The sequence below is a fragment of the Listeria costaricensis genome (assembly GCF_900183385.1).
In the GTDB taxonomy this organism is placed as follows: Bacteria; Bacillota; Bacilli; order Lactobacillales; family Listeriaceae; genus Listeria; species Listeria costaricensis.
The window spans coordinates 16,109-32,754 of the sequence record NZ_FXUT01000001.1 but is presented as its reverse complement, the minus strand read 5'-3'; the positions used below and the strand labels follow the sequence as shown (position 1 = coordinate 32,754).

Annotated in this window: 18 protein-coding genes, 1 riboswitch and 1 other annotated feature; of the genes, 5 read left to right on the top strand and 13 right to left on the bottom strand. The window is 45.3% G+C overall.

Annotation, left to right across the window (positions count from 1 at the left end; translation table 11 throughout):
• Positions 1-71: 71 nt before the first annotated feature.
• From rpsB to CS921_RS00225, 5 genes are all read right to left on the bottom strand, one after another.
• Positions 72-824: a 30S ribosomal protein S2 gene (gene rpsB, locus CS921_RS00245; protein WP_099220938.1), complete on the bottom strand. Its 753-nt coding sequence runs from the start codon at positions 822-824 to the stop codon at positions 72-74.
• A 206-nt stretch (positions 825-1,030) separates the two neighbouring features.
• A complete protein-coding gene (locus CS921_RS00240; protein ID WP_099220937.1) occupies positions 1,031-1,375 on the bottom strand; it encodes a DUF4064 domain-containing protein in 345 nt (114 codons plus the stop codon).
• A gap of 72 nt (positions 1,376-1,447) precedes the next feature.
• The gene (locus tag CS921_RS00235) at positions 1,448-2,266 is read right to left on the bottom strand and encodes a YwqG family protein (protein ID WP_099220936.1); all 819 of its coding nucleotides are present in this window, start codon (positions 2,264-2,266) and stop codon (positions 1,448-1,450) included.
• A 25-nt stretch (positions 2,267-2,291) separates the two neighbouring features.
• Positions 2,292-4,703 (bottom strand): leucine--tRNA ligase, encoded by a 2,412-nt coding sequence (leuS, locus tag CS921_RS00230; protein WP_099220935.1) that lies wholly within the window; start codon positions 4,701-4,703, stop codon positions 2,292-2,294.
• A gap of 67 nt (positions 4,704-4,770) precedes the next feature.
• Positions 4,771-4,967 (bottom strand) — a binding site (T-box leader).
• Positions 4,968-5,019: 52 nt separating this feature from the next.
• Positions 5,020-6,420: an amino acid permease gene (locus CS921_RS00225; protein ID WP_099220934.1), complete on the bottom strand. Its 1,401-nt coding sequence runs from the start codon at positions 6,418-6,420 to the stop codon at positions 5,020-5,022.
• Between the two features lie 144 nt (positions 6,421-6,564).
• Here CS921_RS00225 and mnmL point away from each other — a divergent pair, with 144 nt between their 5' ends.
• Complete coding sequence (mnmL, locus tag CS921_RS00220) at positions 6,565-7,533, top strand: tRNA modification radical SAM protein MnmL/YtqA (RefSeq protein ID WP_099221486.1); 969 nt, start codon at positions 6,565-6,567, stop codon at positions 7,531-7,533.
• Positions 7,533-8,093, top strand: coding sequence for a tRNA 5-(aminomethyl)-2-thiouridylate-methyltransferase MnmM (mnmM, locus tag CS921_RS00215; RefSeq protein ID WP_099220932.1), 561 nt, complete (start codon positions 7,533-7,535; stop codon positions 8,091-8,093). Before mnmL ends, mnmM begins: the two co-directional genes overlap by 1 nt.
• A 40-nt stretch (positions 8,094-8,133) precedes the next feature.
• Here the strand turns inward: mnmM and asnB are convergent, their stop codons facing one another.
• The 4 genes from asnB to CS921_RS00195 form a co-directional block, all read right to left on the bottom strand.
• Entirely contained in the window at positions 8,134-9,999 is a 1,866-nt protein-coding gene (gene asnB / locus CS921_RS00210) for an asparagine synthase (glutamine-hydrolyzing) (protein ID WP_099220931.1), read from the bottom strand.
• A 201-nt stretch (positions 10,000-10,200) separates the two neighbouring features.
• The gene (gene metK, locus CS921_RS00205; protein WP_099220930.1) at positions 10,201-11,400 is read right to left on the bottom strand and encodes a methionine adenosyltransferase; all 1,200 of its coding nucleotides are present in this window, start codon (positions 11,398-11,400) and stop codon (positions 10,201-10,203) included.
• Positions 11,401-11,553: 153 nt separating this feature from the next.
• A riboswitch (SAM riboswitch) is annotated at positions 11,554-11,657 on the bottom strand.
• A gap of 50 nt (positions 11,658-11,707) precedes the next feature.
• Positions 11,708-12,004: a DUF3116 family protein gene (locus tag CS921_RS00200; protein ID WP_099220928.1), complete on the bottom strand. Its 297-nt coding sequence runs from the start codon at positions 12,002-12,004 to the stop codon at positions 11,708-11,710.
• A gap of 41 nt (positions 12,005-12,045) precedes the next feature.
• Positions 12,046-12,411, bottom strand: a complete 366-nt coding sequence (locus CS921_RS00195) for a thiol-disulfide oxidoreductase DCC family protein (protein WP_099220926.1) — start codon at positions 12,409-12,411, stop codon at positions 12,046-12,048.
• A gap of 103 nt (positions 12,412-12,514) precedes the next feature.
• Between CS921_RS00195 and CS921_RS00190 the strand changes: the two genes are divergently transcribed.
• The gene (locus CS921_RS00190) at positions 12,515-12,817 is read left to right on the top strand and encodes a hypothetical protein (RefSeq protein ID WP_099220924.1); all 303 of its coding nucleotides are present in this window, start codon (positions 12,515-12,517) and stop codon (positions 12,815-12,817) included.
• 68 nt (positions 12,818-12,885) lie between these two features.
• On the opposite strand, the gene CS921_RS00185 is transcribed toward CS921_RS00190, so the two are convergent.
• From CS921_RS00185 to ytkD, 3 genes are read right to left on the bottom strand one after another with little or no spacing between them, the layout of a single operon-like run.
• The gene (locus CS921_RS00185) at positions 12,886-13,794 is read right to left on the bottom strand and encodes an L-lactate dehydrogenase (RefSeq protein ID WP_099220922.1); all 909 of its coding nucleotides are present in this window, start codon (positions 13,792-13,794) and stop codon (positions 12,886-12,888) included.
• Between the two features lie 18 nt (positions 13,795-13,812).
• Positions 13,813-14,055, bottom strand: coding sequence for a DUF2584 domain-containing protein (locus CS921_RS00180; RefSeq protein WP_099220920.1), 243 nt, complete (start codon positions 14,053-14,055; stop codon positions 13,813-13,815).
• A 37-nt stretch (positions 14,056-14,092) separates the two neighbouring features.
• Positions 14,093-14,575 (bottom strand): RNA deprotection pyrophosphohydrolase, encoded by a 483-nt coding sequence (ytkD, locus tag CS921_RS00175; RefSeq protein ID WP_099220918.1) that lies wholly within the window; start codon positions 14,573-14,575, stop codon positions 14,093-14,095.
• 74 nt (positions 14,576-14,649) lie between these two features.
• Between ytkD and yidD the strand changes: the two genes are divergently transcribed.
• Both yidD and CS921_RS00165 read left to right on the top strand, forming a co-directional pair.
• Positions 14,650-14,901, top strand: a complete 252-nt coding sequence (gene yidD, locus CS921_RS00170; protein ID WP_205527748.1) for a membrane protein insertion efficiency factor YidD — start codon at positions 14,650-14,652, stop codon at positions 14,899-14,901.
• Between the two features lie 225 nt (positions 14,902-15,126).
• Positions 15,127-16,089 (top strand): metal ABC transporter substrate-binding protein, encoded by a 963-nt coding sequence (locus CS921_RS00165; RefSeq protein ID WP_099220914.1) that lies wholly within the window; start codon positions 15,127-15,129, stop codon positions 16,087-16,089.
• 63 nt (positions 16,090-16,152) lie between these two features.
• Here CS921_RS00165 and CS921_RS00160 read toward each other — a convergent pair whose 3' ends face one another.
• Positions 16,153-16,626 carry a DUF2004 domain-containing protein gene (locus tag CS921_RS00160; protein WP_099220912.1) on the bottom strand — a complete coding sequence of 158 codons (474 nt, stop codon included), beginning with the start codon at positions 16,624-16,626 and terminating at the stop codon, positions 16,153-16,155.
• Positions 16,627-16,646: the final 20 nt, after the last annotated feature.

Sequence of the window (16,646 nt, the reverse complement as noted above, 5' to 3'; positions counted from 1 at the left end):
ATTCCCTCCATTACTTACTTTTCAAAAAAGGTGATAAGTTTTTCTCCTTATCACCTTGCGTTTGGTCAAACTTATGCTTCAGTTGTTTCGTTCGCTTCAGCAGCTTCTTCTGCTACAGGCGCTTCAACAACTTCTTCTTCTGCACCTTGATTTACTTCGATGATTGCATCTGCCATTTTCGCCGTAAGCAATTTCACAGCACGGATTGCATCATCATTTGCAGGGATTACATAGTCGATTTCATCCGGATCACAGTTTGTATCAACAATGCCGATGATTGGAATATTTAATTTGCGCGCTTCAGCAACAGCAATACGTTCTTTACGAGGGTCAACGATGAATAGTGCATCAGGAAGACCTTTCATATCTTTAATACCGCCTAGGAAGCGTTCCAATTTTTCTTTTTCTTTTTTAAGAAGGACAACTTCTTTTTTAGGAAGAACTTCAAAAGTACCGTCTTCTTCCATTTTTTCGATTTTTTTCAAGTGTTTGATCCGTTTTTGGATGGTTTCAAAGTTCGTAAGTGTTCCGCCCAACCAACGATGGTTAACGAAATATTGACCAGAACGAATCGCTTCATCTTTTACAGATTCTTGTGCTTGTTTTTTCGTACCTACGAAAAGGATTGTGCCGCCGTCAGCTGCAACTTCACGCATGAAATTGTAAGCTTCGTCAACTTTTTTCACTGTTTTTTGTAGGTCGATAATGTAGATGCCGTTTCTTTCTGTGAAGATATATTTCTTCATTTTAGGGTTCCAGCGGCGTGTTTGGTGACCAAAATGTACACCAGCTTCTAGCAATTGTTTCATTGAAATAACAGGCATGTTATTCCCTCCTATGGTTTTATTTTTGCGATTTCTCGCCCTCCGCAAAGTTCTGCCAATTAAAAGACTTCACAAGGAAGCACCCTTCTAAAAGTCCCTTTGCGTGTGTGATTCAACACCGTTTTTTAGTGTATCATAATTCGCATGCAAAAGCAAGACCGTTTCCGCAAAATAAAGAGCCGATCAAAAGCGACCGGCCCCTCATCTTATTTACGTACCAAAGCTAAAATACCACTAATCAAGATCAATAAACCGCTCAGGATCCCAAACATGCTGACAAACACAAAGTTCAGCACGCCACAGATTAATAAGAGAATCCCCATGACGACACGATTTTTATTGATCAGGCAGCTGAAAATAATTGCCAAAAAGGAAGCGATAATGCAGCCAAAGCCTAGACCATACATCGCGCCGGTGCCATCTGCTTGAAACGCATCTCCCAAGCTTCCCATAAAGATGGCAAATATCCCGGCAATGATGCCAAATGTCCCACCAAGTATCCCGAGTACTTTTTCCGTTGTTCGTTTTGTGACCGTCTCATTCATTTTCATTCAAACTCCTTTTTACAAGATAGTAAGAAGTTTAACACGAAAAATCTTCAAAGGTTTATGCGCCTTGCATAATTAGCAGCAATCCCAAGAAAAGAGCACGTCATCAAATTTCCGAGCAGCCAGATCTTCTGGTTTAATGAAAAAGTTGCCGACGCCCATGTCGCCCCACATGACTTCTGCCTCAATGCCTTTGAAAATAATCGAGTCAAGCTGAAAAAGTAATTGATCGTACACTTTCAAGTCGTTCGTATAACGCGGATCATACTGCGTGAAAAATGGATAGCCGCCACAGTGCGAGCCCATACCGAAAACCTGCTTGATTTCCTTTTCGTCCAGCTCACCTAGTAGCACACACGTCGCCTGCTCCTTGTAACTGGCATCAAATTGCGTATTCCGATCAACTAGATACTGCTCTACCAGTTGTCCAGAAAGCTGCATTTCTCCGTATACGACTGGATATTCAGGTTCACTTCCAAAGTTTGAAAAAACAGCGGCTTGTTCTGCTTCTGTATACGAAACCGCTTGTGTGTCTTCAAAATACAGCACACGGAAACCGCGTTGCCTAGTCGGCTTGTTGCTATCCCAGCCATTCAAGTCGTCATAGTAGTTGATATAAAAGGCCAGCAAGCCCTTTTCAGGAAAGCCAGTCAAATGCGGCATTTCCTGAAAATTAATTTGGGCAAGTAGCGACAACGGTTCGCCTGTTTCGCTATCAGATGGATAAACAAAACTTTTTGGCAAATAACCGAACCCACCTACTTTACTGGAAGCAAGCGGCAACTCTTTCTTTTCCTGAAGGGTAAAATGTAAAATCGGTTTTTTAGAGGCCAGAAAGCAGGCTCTGTCTTCTGCGGATAATCGCATTGCAATGTCTTCGGCTGTTTGGTTCATGATTTTTTTGCTCCTTTAGCTTCGATTAGTTGACCACGATATTGACTAGTTTTCCAGGAACGGCAATGACTTTGCGGATTGTTTTGCCCTCTAGTGCTTCTTTCATCTTATCGTGCTCTTTGGCGAATTGTTCCATCTCTTCTTTAGTCAGTGATTTGGCGATGACAGCCTTTGCTTTCAGTTTGCCATTCACTTGAAGGACGATTTCCACTTCATCTTCAACCAATTTTGCTTCGTCATATGTTGGCCAAGCGGCATAGCTGATCGTTTCTGTGTGGCCCAATTTTTCCCAAAGCTCTTCTGCCACGTGTGGAGCAATCGGCGCTAGAAGTTTCACAAAGCCTTCTGCATACTCGGTTGGAACAGTCGTTGCTTTATACGCTTCATTGATGAAAATCATCAGCGCGGAAATCCCTGTATTAAAACGCAAATCCTCATAATGATTGGTCACATCTTTCACCATTTGATGATAGGCCTTTTCAAGCGAGCCGTCATTTTCGGCAACAATTTTCACGCCTAGCGAGCCGTCTTCTTGAACAAACAAGCGCCATACGCGGTCCAAGAACTTGCGCGCTCCTTCTAGCCCATTTTCACTCCACGAAATGGAAGCTTCCAGTGGTCCCATAAACATTTCATACAACCGAAGTGTATCCGCACCATATTTTTCCACAACATCATCTGGATTGACAACATTGCCGCGGGATTTCGACATTTTTTCATTGTTTTCGCCAAGAATCATCCCTTGGTTGAACAGTTTTTGGAAAGGCTCTTTGGTTGGCACAACACCAATATCATAAAGGAATTTATGCCAGAAACGAGCATAGAGCAAATGCAGAACCGCATGTTCCGCACCGCCAATATAAACATCGACAGGTAGCCAGTCTGCCAATTTTTCTGGATCGGCCAGCTGCTCATTGTTGTCTGGATCAATATAGCGCAGGAAGTACCAGCTGGAGCCAGCCCATTGCGGCATTGTATTCGTTTCGCGGCGTCCTTTGCGGCCATTTTCATCGACCACATTTACCCACTCTTCCAAATTGGCTAGCGGTGATTCCCCTGTACCAGAAGGCTTGATCTCTGTCGCTTTCGGCAAAAGAAGCGGCAACTCCTCTTCCGGAACAAGTGTTGTTTCGCCATCTTCCCAGTGGATAACTGGAATTGGTTCGCCCCAGTAGCGCTGTCTGCTGAATAGCCAGTCGCGCAAACGGTAGCTGACTTTATGTTCTCCGTGGCCTTGCTCCTCCAGCCAAGCACACATTTTCTCAATAGCCTCTTCTTTATTCAGACCGTTCAAAAAGCTTGAGTTGATATGTGGACCATCTTCCGTAAAGGCTGCCGTCTCAATATCCCCACCTTCAAGAACCGGTTGGATTTTCAGATCAAATTGTTTTGCAAATTCATAGTCGCGTTCGTCATGCGCTGGCACGGCCATGATAGCTCCTGTTCCATATTGAATCAGCACATAGTCGGCAATCCAAACAGGCACTTTTTCATTATTCGCCGGGTTGATAGCATAGGCCCCTGTGAAAACCCCTGTTTTTTCTTTCGACAAATCGGTCCGTTCGAGTTCACTTTTTCTTTCCACTTCTTTTTTGTAGGCATCGACTGCTGCTTTTTGCGCTGGTGTCGTAATCTTGTCGACCAGCTCATGTTCAGGCGCCAGTACCGTATAGGTTGAGCCAAAAAGCGTATCAGGACGAGTGGTGAACACGCGGAAACTTTCCTCTGTATCTGCCACTTGAAAAATCACTTCAGCACCTACCGATTTCCCAATCCAGTTGCGCTGCATGTCTTTGATATTTTCCGGCCAATCAACGAGATCCAGATCCTGCAAAAGTCGCTCTGCATAGGCCGTGATTTTCAGCATCCATTGGCGCATCGGTTTGCGGAAAACGGGGAAGCCGCCACGTTCGCTCTTGCCATCAATAACTTCTTCATTTGCAAGCACCGTTCCAAGCGCCGGGCACCAGTTGACCGCTACTTCCGCTTCATAAGCCAGCCCTTTTTCATAAAGTTTTTCAAAGATCCACTGAGTCCATTTGTAGTAGCTCGGATCTGTCGTATTGATTTCCCGGTCCCAGTCATAGGAAAAACCAAGTGACTTGATTTGACGGGTAAAATTGGCAATATTGAGTGCTGTAAATTCTTCCGGATCATTCCCCGTATCAATTGCATATTGCTCTGCCGGAAGTCCAAAAGCGTCCCAGCCGATTGGGTGCAAGACATTTTTCCCCTGCATCCGTTTCATCCGTGACAAAATATCAGTCGCGGTGTAACCTTCCGGGTGTCCCACATGCAGCCCCGCGCCTGATGGATATGGAAACATGTCCAGCGCATAAAAATTCTCCTTATTTTTATCTGTTGTCGTTTTGAATGTTTTGTGCTCATCCCAGTATTGTTGCCATTTTGGCTCTACTGTTTTGTGATTGAATGTCATCGTCTCTATTCCCTTCTCTTAAAAAATCGGCTACAAAAAAAGTCTCCGTCCTCACAGCAAAAAATTGCCATGGGACGAGAGACTTGCCTCCCGCGGTACCACCCAAATTAGTGTTTACCACTCTACTTCTTTTGATCCTTAACGCGGAAAACGGGGCAAGCCCTAGCTCTAAGGCAAGTTCATCCTGCTTCGGTTCAGCTCGCACCAACCGCTGACTCTCTCGACCAAAACGTACGAATTACTACTCCTCTTCATAGCCATCTCTTATTGAATAGCTCTATTGTAGCCGATTTCGAACGCTTTGGCAAGGGGGCGATCAGTCCGCTTTTTTTCGCATAAACGGATAAAGCACAAACCCTAGCAGGAATAAACCAACACTTAGAAGAAAGACCGTCAAGTCCTCCGTCCCGCTTTTAATAATCCAGCTAGAATAGCAGATAGCAAGAACCGCAATCACACCGTCCAAAATACGTTTACTCATTCGATCATTTTGGTAACTTTCTCCCGTCACTGTTAATTTCAATTGATAAACAGGTGAAATGAAATACTGCACAAGGAAGGCTAGTGTTGAAACTTTTACCACAAAGTCATAAGCAAAAGCAATATTTCCAGATAAAGTCGACAAGATAAAAATTTGAGAAGCCAGACACGTCAAAACAAGCGAGCGGATGGGCGTTCCGTTTTTATTTGTCTTTTTCAAATAAGGTAAAAACAGTCCCGTTTTCGCCGCCTGATGTGGTGCCTCTGCACTCATCATCACCCAGCCGACCGCCGAACCGAACAGACAGACCAGCGCCAAGAGGGCCATCACTGCCGAGCCACCTGAACCAATCACTGAATCCAGCGCATCAGCAAGCGGACTCGCACTGCCCAGCAAGTGGCTTTTCGGAATGAGTCCGAGTGTTAAAACGGAAATCGCAATATAAAGTAGCACCGAGATGCCTAAGCCTGTGACAGTCGCGAGTTGGATCGTCCGCCCTGACTTCGCTCGCCCAGCAAACATCATCGCCGATTCAATCCCAATAAATGCCCATAAAGTGACGATCGCCGCCTGGTTCACCTGACTGAGCAGACCGTTTTCAAGACCGCTGGCATCCATAACCGGGTGATAAAATTCACCCATCGTCGCAGATTGAAACGCAAACACCGCCACAACGATAAAGAGGAAAAAGCCGATTACCTTGGCTGCCGTCGCAATTAAATTGATTTTCCCTGCTCCACTGACCCCTTTTGAAATAATGAGCGCCACACCCCAAAGTAACGCCGAGCAGACAAGAAACGTCAGCAATTGCCCTTCACGTAATGTGTAGCCGCCAGCTTGAAAAAGCACACGGTCACTATTTAAAACCGGAAAGAATACCGACAAATAGCCCGCAAAAGATGTAATAATCGAGACATTCCCTGCCCAGTTGGCCACCCAGTAGCTCCAAACGGCAATAAATCCCGCCATGTTTTTCGCCTTTTGATTTTTGAACAGCGCATAGGCGTGACTTTGCGCCCCGCTTGTCAGTTCCGGCTTTTTCACCGCCAGATTGCCGAACACGAGTGCGATCATTAAAACTCCGAGACCCGTTAAAGACCAGGCAAGCAAAATCGCCAGCGGACTTGCCACTTCCGCCATTTGACGCGGTAACATAAAAATCCCCGAACCAATCATATTTCCTACAACCAGACTGGTCAGGACTAAATAACCCATTTTTTTCTGTTTTGTTGTCATCTGTCAACGAACCCCTTCAACTTATTATCACTTTACCAAATTAAAGCTTTTTTCATCATATCAAAAATGCCGTTTCTCGTCAAACTTCCCTCACCGTCCGCCAAAAATTATGGTACACTATGTTCAGGAGTTGATCAAACAATGATGAAAAAAGAAAAGCTGATTAATCCGTTCCCTTATGCAAGCGACAATAAACGCTACCATACATGGAATTACTGCTTAAGAGAACAGTTTGGCGAAAAAACATTTAAAATCGCACTGGACGGCGGCTTTGACTGCCCGAATCGTGATGGCACCGTGGCACATGGCGGCTGTACCTTTTGCAGCGCAGCAGGATCCGGTGACTTTGCTGGAAATCGTGCAGATGATTTAACCAAACAATTTACCGAAATCAAAGATAAAATGCATCACAAATGGAAAAATGGCAAATATATCGCTTATTTTCAAGCGTTTACCAATACCCATGCCCCTGTAAATGAACTTCGGGAAAAATTTGAAACCGTCTTAAACGAAGAAAATGTCGTCGGCCTGTCGATCGCTACCCGGCCAGATTGCCTGCCAGACGATGTGGTCGATTATTTGGCTGAACTGAACGACCGGACCTATTTATGGATGGAACTGGGGCTTCAAACGGCACACGATGCGACCGGCCGGATGATCAACCGCGCCCATGATTACGACTGCTACTTGGAAGGCATCGGCAAGTTGCATGATCGCGGCATTCGTGTCTGCACACATATCATCAACGGACTGCCGAAAGAAACCCCTGAAATGATGCTCGAAACGGCGCGGAGAGTGGTGGAAAGCGGCGCAGAAGGCATCAAAATCCACCTATTGCATCTCTTGCGCGGAACGCCAATGGTTGAGGATTACAAACGCGGCGATCTAAAGTTCCTGACGCAGGACGATTATGTGAATCTTGTCTGCGATCAGCTGGAAATCCTACCGCCTGAAATGGTCATTCAGCGGATCACCGGAGACGGCGGGGCGAGCGATTTGATCGGCCCAATCTGGAGCCTCAACAAATTTGAAGTCTTGAATGCCATCGATGCGGAACTTGTACGCCGAAATAGCTATCAAGGACGCCTCTACCAGAAAGAAGGCCTCAACTGATGCCGCTTCAAAAAATTCTGCCATTTTGTCACGCGCTCTTGCAAGAAACCGTCCAAGCTGGTGATACGGTCATCGACGGGACATGCGGCAATGGCCATGATACCCTGCTGCTGGCACGCCTAGTCGGCCCCACCGGTCACGTGTACGGCTTCGACATTCAGGAGGCCGCATTAGAAAGCACACGGGAGCGGCTCGATCAAGCGGGTGAACGGAGCCAGGTCAGCCTGATCCATGCGAGCCATGCCGATTTCAGCCGCTACGTCTCCACCACTTTCAAAGCAGGCATCTTCAATCTCGGCTACCTGCCCGGCGGTGACAAGACCATCACGACGCGGCCCGAGTCGACGATTGCCTCCCTTCGCGCGATGCTGCCCCAACTTGAAAAAGACGGCCTGCTGATTTTAGTCGTCTATCACGGACATCCAGAAGGCAAAATCGAAAAAGAACATGTGCTGAGTTATGTACAGAACTTGCCGCAAGAAAATTATCAAGTTTTGCAATATGGCTTTATCAATCAGCGAAATAGTCCGCCATTCGTCCTCGCCATCCAAAAAAAATAGACGTTTGCTGCCCGGAATTCACCAGGCAGCAAGCGTCTTTTTATTTGCCAAAGGTATATTTTTCTTCTACGTAAATGCTATACCAAATCATAAAGGTCACAACCGTCCAGATTTTCCGGCTGTAGTCATGTTTACCCGCACAATGATCTTCCAAAAGCTGCAGCACATACTGTTTGTTGATCAGGTGATCTGTGCCTGATTCGCGAATGATATTTTTGACCCATTCGTTCATCTCATTTTTCAGCCAGTGACGAATCGGTACTGGGAAGCCAAGTTTGCGACGATTTAACACATGATCCGGCACAAAGGATTCTGCCGCTTTACGCAAGATATATTTCGTCGTATTATGTGAAATTTTCCAATCAGATGGAATATTCTTCGCTACATCAAAAACAGCCTTATCAAGGAACGGCACCCGCACCTCAAGTGAATTGGCCATTGTCATCCGGTCTGCTTTAAGCAAGATGTCGCCGCGCAGCCACGTATGGATGTCAATATATTGCATCCGGTCGATCGGATGATACTGCTTCGTCTCTGCATAAAATGGATCGGTAATTTGCGTATACGCGTGACCCTCCTGATAATTCGGCAGGAGAATCCGTTTATCCGCTTCGTCGAACATTTTGGCATTGCCGATATAGCGCTCTTCCATCGGGGTCGTCCCGCGTTCAAGGAAGCTTTTACCGCGCATCCCCTCCGGCATCACATTCGCCACACTGCGTAGCATCGACTTAAGCGCACCTGGCATCTTGCCAAACATGGCCAGTGAATTAGGTTCATTATAAATCGTATAGCCGCCAAACAGTTCATCTGCCCCTTCGCCGGAAAGTGCAACTGTCACTTGTTTGCGCGCCTCACGTGCAAGGAAATAAAGCGGAATCGCCGCCGGATCTGCTAGCGGATCATCCATATGCCAAACGATTTTTGGCAATTCGTCCATATATTCTTGCGGCGTAATCACATAGCTGATATTTTCTACGCCCAATTTATCCGCTGTTTCTTTTGCCACATCAATTTCGGAAAAGCCTTCGCGTTCAAAGCCAACAGAAAACGTTTTGATGGCCGGGTGGTATTCTTTGGCAATCGAGGCAATGATCGAACTGTCGATTCCGCCAGAAAGGAATGAACCCACGGGCACATCCGAGCGCATATGTACTTTTACAGAATCATATAACACATCGCGAATCTCTTTGACCCACGCTTCTTCTGATTGTTGAACCGGCGTGAAAGCGACTTTCCAGTACTGGCTGATAGTCATTTCGCCGCCAATTTTTTTCGTAAAGTGATGACCTGGCAGCAAACGTTTTACTTCCGTTGTAAGCGTATCTGGTTCAGGAACAAATTGGAAAGTCATGTAATTTTGCAGAGCCACTTCGTCCAGTGATTTTTGCTTTAACGCATGGAGAATCGATTTTTTCTCGGAACCCATGTATAATTTGCCATCCTCTTCTGCATAGAAGAAAGGCTTGATACCGAACGGGTCACGTGCTCCGTAAACAACTTCTTCCTTTTTGTCCCAAATAACGAAACCAAACATGCCGCGGAGTTTGCTGGCTGTTTCTTCCTTATATTTGGAATAAGCGGCAATAATGACTTCCGTGTCGCTCTCCGTTTCAAAAGTTAAGCCCTCTTCTTTTAAAGACTCCCGAAGCTCGACATAGTTATAAATTTCGCCGTTAAAAATAATCCAATAGCGTTCATTTTCATACGTTAATGGCTGGTGACCATTCTCCACATCAATAATACTCAAACGTCTAAAACCAAATTGAATATGCGCATCGGTAAAGTAGCCTTCATCATCTGGCCCACGGTGCGTGATCATATCATTCATTTCTTTAAAGGTTGCTTTTTCTTCGCCTGTAATTTCAGCAATGCGATCATGTACGCATCCTACAAATCCACACATCGATACATGTCTCCTCTATTTTAAAAATTAATTTTCTCTTTATGATTTTCACAACGTTTATCATATCATAAAGCGCACTTCTTTGCACTGTTTTGCGGATGATTTTTTCCGTAAGCGTTCTCTTAAAACGCCATAAAACCCACGTCCAGTGTCAGAATGAAAAAGAGCGCCCGCAAACTGCGAACGCCCTAAAACTCAAAGCTATTCAGCTAAAAATTGTTTGAGATCAAGCGCCTTGTCCGTCTTTTCCCATGGCAGGTCGACGTCTACACGGCCAAAGTGCCCAAATGCAGCTGTTTGACGGTAAATCGGCCGCCGCAAGTCGAGCATTTTGATGATTCCAGCAGGCCGCAGATCAAAATTCGCCCGAACGGCTGCTGTTAATTCTTCCTCCGAATAAGGACTCGTACCATAAGTTTCAATCGAAATCGAAACCGGATGGGCCACACCAATCGCATAAGCAAGCTGTACCTCGGCTTTTTTCGCCAGTCCGGCTGCTACGATATTTTTGGCCACATAACGTGCTGCATACGCGCCGGAACGGTCCACTTTGGTCGGATCTTTTCCAGAGAATGCCCCGCCGCCATGACGAGCATAGCCACCATACGTATCCACAATAATCTTCCGGCCAGTAAGCCCTGCATCGCCTTGCGGACCGCCAATTACAAAACGACCAGTCGGATTAATAAAGTACTTGGTCTCATCATCAAGTAGCTCCGCATCAATCACCGCCTGAATAACCTGTTCCTTCATATCCTTGGCAATCTGTTCTTGCGGCACATCCGGATGATGCTGCGTGGAAATCACGATCGTATCAACACGTTTCGGTTGGCCATCCTGATCATACTCCACTGTTACTTGTGTTTTCGCATCGGGACGCAGATAGTCGATTGTTTCATTCTTGCGCAATTCGGCAATTTTTCGCGCCAAAGCATGGGCTAAATGGATGGGCAGCGGCATCAACACCTCTGTTTCATCCGTCGCAAAGCCGAACATAAGTCCCTGATCGCCTGCTCCAATCGCTTCGATTGCGGCATCCTGTTCTTCGCCTGAGCGAGCCTCAAGCGCCTGATCGACCCCTTGCGCAATATCCGGTGACTGCTCATCAATCGCCGTCAGTACCGCACAAGTTTCCGCATCAAAGCCGTATTTGGCACGCGTATACCCAATTTCCTTGATTGTTTCCCGAACAATTTTCGGAATATCAACATAAACCGATGTCGTAATCTCTCCTGCAACAAGTACTAGACCTGTCGTTACCGTAGTTTCACAGGCGACCCGGGCATCGGGGTCTTTTGCAATGATAGCATCTAAAATAGCATCCGAAATCTGATCGGCAATCTTGTCCGGATGTCCGTCAGAAACCGATTCTGATGTAAATAAATGACGATTTGCTGTCATTTCTTTGTTCCTCCTTTTTTCCTCTTCCAAAAGCATCAAGCTGATTGCTGAACGTACCTATGGACAAAATCCCATCTAGTCACTAGATTTTGCCAATAAAAAACGCCTTCTCTTTGACACACAGAGAAAAGGCGTTACATGCACGTACCTTTGCTCTCATCGTTCAGGATTTCTCCTGCAACAGGTTAGCACCTTACAGTCATTCTGTAGGTTGCTGGGCTTCAAAGGGCCAGTCCCTCTACCGCTCTGGATAAAAGCTTATTAATTTCTCATCTAGAATAACATAATCCTTTGCCACGCGCAACAGTCAGTCTTCCCATTCTGAAAATCGCAGCTCATTCGGCCACTCTTCTTGCGGGATTTGTCGAAATGTCTGATAAAAAGCTTCTCCCTTTTGCGTTTTCTGATAACGCACCCGCCCCTCCTGTTGATAGCGCAAAATAAAATGATGTTCCTCTAGTGCATAAAGCGTCAAAAGAAAAGCCGATTTGCTTAACTTGACTGGTTTATTATGCGAATAATCGTTCACTAGTTCGTTCATGTTTGACATACTGTCGTCAATATTTTTCAAAATTTGATAGGCTAACTTAAATTCAACTTGCATACACGCCACACTTCCCAGTAATTTGTCTCATTATAGCCTATTCAGCCGCTTTTAGACAATCGAAACATTTTGAACAGCCGCATGATGCGATTCCGCCTTCTAGCCACAAAACGGTAAGCCGCCTCTCCAAGACGTGGTACAAAGGGCAGATAGCAAAGGATACTCGGAATTTTCAAGAGAGGCAAGCGGGTTAAAATTCGTCGAACCGCATAAAACCCTCGATATACCCGACCATTTGAACGGACTACATGCAGCGTCAGTTTTAATTGTTCCGGCTCCAAGGCTGTTCCTTTATATGACTGCAGCGGAAAAAACAACAATTTCTTTCGCCAGTCCAGCTTTTCCATAATCGACTTGGAAAGCTGACAAAATGAACACTTTTCGTCATACAAAACAATATCAACCATCTCAAATCACCTCTTCTCCATTCTTCTTTCCTCTTATCAAGATTTAAAACCTGTGGTATGATAGAGAAATAAATTAGAAGAAAAGAATCAAAGGAGTAATCAGATGGCATTCATTCCACTCACATTAATTATATTTCTTGGCTTTTTAGCCGCAATGTTACTATTTGAATTTGTTGTTAAATGGCGCTGGTTTAAATATTTCTTGGCAACAATGGGGCTTATCGCCAGTGGCATCATCTTTTTTATCAGTTTTTATGGTGCCGGCCTTTCTCAAACAGAGATCGCCATTGCCGTATTTTTAGCAAGTCTCGGTGAATATATCCTTTCACTGCTCATCAGCCTGATCAGCTTTTTCGTTCGCCGCAGTAAAAATAAAACACCTAAAAAAGCGAAAACTGCTTCTTAAAGCAGCACAAAGCCTTCAAAGATCCCGTCACTTCAACAGATCTTTGAAGGCTTTTTTGATGCCAAAAATTATACAGTCAACCGTGCCTGTTTGATCACATCGGCTGACAACTGGTAAAGTTTCCGCTCGTCCGCTGTCAGTGCGGGCATCCAGTCACATTTGATGCCGGCTGCGCCAACTACTGCCGGAGAACCAATGTAGCAACCCTCTTCCGCGTCAAAATGACTGACTGGAAAAACTGCCGCTGCATCGTTCCGAATAGCCAGAAGCAGAGCCGCCGCACAAGTCGCAATGCCAAAGCTTGTCCATCCTTTTCCAAGTAGGATATTCCAACCGCCAGCCCGAACTTGATCCTTAAGCTGCGCCAAATCTACACCAGCTGCTTCCGGAAGTTCCAAGAGCGGGATGCCACCGATACGAACGGTTGACCAGGCAACAAACTGCGATTCCCCGTGCTCGCCCATCACATATCCTTCGACACTCCGATTGGAGACCCCAAATGCCTCACTAACGACACGTTTCATGCGTGCTGTATCAAGCAGCGTCCCCGTCCCAAACACACGCGATTCCGGGAAGCCACTGATCTCCTGAATCAAACTTGTAATCACATCACATGGATTGGTGATGTTAAGAAAGATCCCCTTGAAACCAGCTGCCACAACCTGCGGCACAATCTGTTTGATACTCTGACTCGTCTCGATCAATTCTTCCATCCGATCTTCACGTAAGAGTGTTTTCGGCCCGATTGCTGTGACAACAACATCCGCGTCCGCCAAGTCACCAAAAACTCCAGCCGTAATCCGCGTCATTCCATTCGTTAAAGAAAGCATATCTTGCAGCTCCAGCACTTCACTTTGCGCTTTGTCCGCTCGCTCATCCACTAAAACGAGCTCATCACAGATCGACTGCGTGACAAGTGAAAAAGCCACATCCGCCCCAACATGACCGCAGCCGATGATTCCTACTTTAAACCCCATCTTTATCTCCCTCACTTATCAATTACTGGAATTGAGTGCGATTAGTTCATAGGTGATTATCGTACAGCCGTTTTCCCAAATCAATTTCCTAGGAATGGCCGTTCCATTTTTCTCGCCTTCTTTGGTTGTGCGAACCTCGATAGGGATATCGATCGGATAGACCCGATAACCTTGTTTGGTCAATTCAAAAAAGTTGTCGTGAAGACGTTTTTCATTGTTCTTTGTGACAATCATTGTGTTGTATTCAAGTGGCATACCCATCCTTATTCCCTCCATTTCTCTTTTTCATCATAGCAGATTAGCGACCGTTTTGCCTAGTGGAATCAATGAAAAAAGCCGCGCGTACAATTTGCTGCATCCCTTCATCCCGCATAAAAAAACTGAACGCTTCTTTTTGGATTTCCGAAAGTAGCTCTCCTTTAAAGAGGAGCGGCCCCTCTGTTTCCAAATAATCCGCCCGCAGGTCAATCCGCAATACGTTCGTTTTAAACACTCGTTTTGTAAAAGAGCGACCTGCACTTTTCACACAATAATCCGCTACAAATGTCCACTCGTCTGCAACGCCGCCCGTTTCCTCATAAAGTTCCCGTTTCGCCGTTTCTATATTGGATTCGCCCTTTTCTCCCTTGCCTCCCGGAAATTCAATGCCACGCACAGAATGCTTCGTAAATAGCCAGCTGTCCTCAAATACCGGCAAAATCAGCACGTCATCCTGCTCCCCTGACTGCTTTTGAAAGTAGATCGTCACCTCATTGCCTGATAGATCTTGATAATGAAACATAAGCATGTCTCCTTTCTTTTTTCCAAAAATATGGTAAGCTAATGGTAGTCAATTTGAAGAAGGTGACCAACCTAATGAAAAAAATCCTCATCGGACTTATCCGATTTTATCAAAAATGTATTTCACCCTTAAAGCCGCCATCTTGCCGGTTTTATCCGACCTGCTCACAATACGGCATTGAAGCCATTCGCGTTCACGGGGCACTAAAGGGGAGCCTACTTGCTATCATTCGCATCTCCAAATGCCACCCCTTCCATAAAGGCGGCGTAGATCTGGTTCCACCAAAAAAATGCTCCCATGACCACTCGCATCCTCATTCATCATAGCACGATTTCCCAGCCGTTTCCTTTTTGAAGCGGCTTTTCTTTTTGTATACCTATAGTCCCTGCACCGCACCATCCCCCATGACAATCCTTGCTTTTTCTCCTAGAAAATAGTTGCAATTTCCAACGTTATCGTGTAATATCAATAACGGATATTAAATCGTAGCAATTACGATTTACTTTTTTTAATTCATGAATCAGAATCGTTTCGATTTAAGGAGTGACAACATGCGAAAAAAATGGCTACTTTTCAGTATTCCGTTTCTAGTGGCAACGCTTTTTCTAAGTGGCTGTTCAAGCAGTGATAGTGGTACGGCAAGCAAAGACAAATCAGATAAAATCAATGTCTATACGACGGTTTATCCCCTGCAGTATTTAGCCGAACAAATTGGTGGCGATAAAGTCTCTGTCAAAAGTGTCTACCCGCCCGGCTCAGATGCCCACAGTTATGAGCCCACTCAAAAAGATATGATGAACATTGCTGACAGTGACCTGTTCTTTTATATCGGGTTAGGGATGGAAGGCTTTGTAGATTCAGCAAAAGACAGTCTTAAAAATGAAAATGTTCGTTTTGTAGCGACCGCTGACAAACTAGATTTGCCAAAAGATCCCGATGCAGCCTTTGAAGAGGAAGACTCGGATCACGCGGACGAGGAAGAGCATGGTGATATCAATCCGCACGTTTGGCTCGATCCCGTTTACATGGAACAAATGGCCACGATTGTCAAAGATCAGCTCACAAAAGAAATGCCAAGCGCCAAAGAAGAGTTTGAAAAAAATTATCAAAAAGTAGAAGCTGATTTAAAAGAACTCGATGCTTCCTACCGCGATATGGCGGAACATGCCAAGCGCAAAGATTTTGTGACGGCCCATGCGGCTTATAGTTACTGGGAAACGGAATACGGGCTCAATCAAATCCCGATCGCTGGTATCTCAACAGACGATGAACCTTCTCAGAAAAAACTGCAGCAAATCGTCGACACCATCAACGAAAAAAATATTCCGTATATCATGCTCGAACAAAATACCAATTCTAAAATTGCCGACGTGATTCAGCAAGAAACCAACACAAAAACGTTGACCCTTCACAACCTTGAAACACTTACGCAAAAAGACATCGACCAAAATCGTGACTACATGTCAATCATGAAAGATAATTTACAAGCACTAACAACAGCATTAAACGATTAAAAAAAGCCAGAAATGGAGCGCCTCCCTTTACAAAAAGGTTGACTTCATTTCTGGTTTTTCATTTTAACTTTCATGCGCGATCCCCAGTTGCTTGCCATCTGCATCGAATTTCACAGCCAGTATTTGATCGGAAATTTCATTGCCAATCGAAAAATCCAAGGTAATCACAACCTGCTCATGTTGATCAACCGCCAAAAATGCACCTGAGAGCGCCATTTTATCTAAAACAGCTTCCTGACTCCAAATTACTTCAGGCTCAACCTCTTCCAGCAACTCCTGCTCACATTCCAAATAAAAGAGCAAGTCTGCATCCTCATTTACCCATGCTTGCTTGATAACAAGCTGCGCCTCATTTTGAAACCAAGAAAGCCGGTCAAGCAGCGCACTGATTTCCGGAGTGGAAAGGTGCTCGAAAACATCTTCAAAAATATCCAGCGAAATCTCGCCCTCACCCCATTTGACATACTGAAAAAAATTCACCCGTGCTTCTTCATCCAGCTTGAATTCGCCCCATTCTTTTGTCACTAAGTTGTCCATAGTGTTCCCACTCCTCTTGT